Here is a 219-nt window from a genome sequence, read left to right on the forward strand (position 1 = left end):
ATTGAGTCCAAGGCGGCCTTTGAACTCATTCAGTCCTACAGTCCGTACGACAATATTGAGGCCATGGACTATCCGGCGATGATGGTAACCGGTGGTTTGAATGACCCCCGTGTAACCTACTGGGAACCCGCCAAGTGGACCGCTAAAATGCGCGGTCTCAAAACCGATGATAACGAGCTGATCATGAAGATTAATATGGGCGCGGGCCATCAGGGTAAA

Annotated in this window: 1 protein-coding gene; it reads left to right on the forward strand. The window is 51.1% G+C overall.

What is annotated here, in order from left to right:
• A partial coding sequence (locus tag A3709_RS03005; protein ID WP_156507548.1) for a prolyl oligopeptidase family serine peptidase occupies window positions 1-219 on the forward strand: 219 nt, incomplete at both ends.

The organism is Halioglobus sp. HI00S01 (assembly GCF_001635445.1).
GTDB lineage: Bacteria > Pseudomonadota > Gammaproteobacteria > Pseudomonadales > Halieaceae > Halioglobus > Halioglobus japonicus.